We start from the raw sequence: 1,749 nt of genomic DNA on the forward strand, positions 1-1,749 counted from the left end.
GCGACGTTGCGCCGCCCAAGCCAGCCTCGTCGTGAGCTCATTCAGCAGCCCAGCCCAAGGAGTGTCCAGGCGAACGCCGACCGGGCGACGGCACAGATAAGGATTAGGCATCAGCCACCGGGATCTCCGCGACCCGGAGACACCTTGGCCGATCCGGCCACGCCATCGCGCTCGCAGTGGCGGCAAATTGAGGTTGATCTTGGCGGCACAACTTCATGACCTGTGGGTGCCGAGAACGCTGTCGGCGGCCTGACCTGGGGCGTTGCAGGTGCGGGGCTGCGGCCTGTTCGCGGGTGTGGGGCTCCATTACCGCGACACGGTGGTTGAGCTGCGGTTCTACCCCCACGACGGAGCCGACGGCGACACTGGCCAGTCATGGTCTGATCGTTGATGTACACGCTGACCCGCCGTGCGGTCGAGTTGATGGTCCTTCGGGTCCGCGCGGATGCCGCCAAGGACATCGAGCTGCTCGTGCTGCGCCACCAGCTGGCGGTGCTACGCCGTCAGGTCCACCGTCCCGCCCTAGAACCGGCGGACCGGATCCTGCTGGCGGCCCTGTCCCGGGTCCTGCCGCGTCCCCGCTGGGCTGCCTTCTTCGTCACGCCGAATACTCTCCTACGCTGGCACCGTGATCTCCTTACTAAGAGGTGGACCTATCCGCAGCGGACGCCTGGACGGCCGTCGGTGCGGCGTGAGGTTCGCAAGTTGGTGCTGCGCCTGGCCCGCGAGAATCCGACCTGGGGCCACCGACGCATCCACGGCGAGCTGGTCGGGCTGGGCCACCAGCTCGGCGCGTCCACCGTGTGGCGGATTCTGCACCGCGCCGGTCTCGACCCGGCACCGCGGCGAGCCGGCGCCACCTGGCGGGAGTTCCTGCACGCCCAAGCGACGAGCATCCTGGCGTGTGACCTCTTCGCCGTCGACACGGTGTTCCTGCAGCGGATCTATGTGTTCTTCGTGGTGGAGATCGCCACCCGCCGCGTGCACGTGCTCGGAGTCACCCGGCACCCGACCGGAGGCTGGGTCACCCAGCAGGCGCGCAACCTGCTCATGGACCTCGGCATGCGGATCGACGGGTTCCGGTTCCTCATTCGTGACCGGGACACGAAGTTCAGCGGCGCCTTCGACGCTGTCGTCACCGCAGCCGGCATACAGATCCTCAAGACCCCACCGCAGGCACCCCAGGCGAACGCGATCGCGGAACGCCGGGTCGGCAGCGCCCGCCGCGAGCGCACCGACCGGCTCTTGATCGTGGGCGAACGCCATTTACGCGCCGTGCTCGATGCATACGCCGCGCACTACAACGGGCACAGGCCGCACCGCAGCCTTCAACAGCGCCCTCCTCACCCGACACACACCCCAACCGCCCTGTCCGGCGGCACCATCCGGCGGCGCCAGATCCTCGGCGGCCTGATCAACGAGTACGAACAAGCCGTGTGACGAGTTCCTCTCCGTTCCCCGGGCAAATGCGCAGCTCACCGAGCGAATCCGGGTTTCGGAGCCCCACAGGGCGCCACACCCGAGCGCGGGGGTCACCGTGCGTTCGGGTGGATCTTGACCGTGCCCACCGGAGGTTACGGCTGGCGATGCAGAACAAAGGGGAGTACCCGGCCCGAGCCGGCCTCGCGCAGGAGCGCCCCGGCCACGGTGATCGTCCACGTCGAGCGCGCGGTGTCGTCGAGCAGCAGGACCGGGCCTGGAGGAACCTGCGCGTTCGGCGCAACGGTTAGCGCATCGAGAACGTTGCTG

General features: G+C 68.3%; 1 protein-coding gene. It reads left to right on the top strand.

Annotated features, from left to right (window positions below):
• Positions 1-390 precede the first annotated feature (390 nt).
• Positions 391-1,440 carry an integrase core domain-containing protein gene (locus VGR06_RS40285; protein WP_327564512.1) on the top strand — a complete coding sequence of 350 codons (1,050 nt, stop codon included), beginning with the start codon at positions 391-393 and terminating at the stop codon, positions 1,438-1,440.
• Positions 1,441-1,749 lie beyond the last annotated feature (309 nt).

The organism is Actinophytocola sp. (assembly GCF_036002505.1).
Lineage (GTDB): Bacteria > Actinomycetota > Actinomycetes > Mycobacteriales > Pseudonocardiaceae > DASYTH01.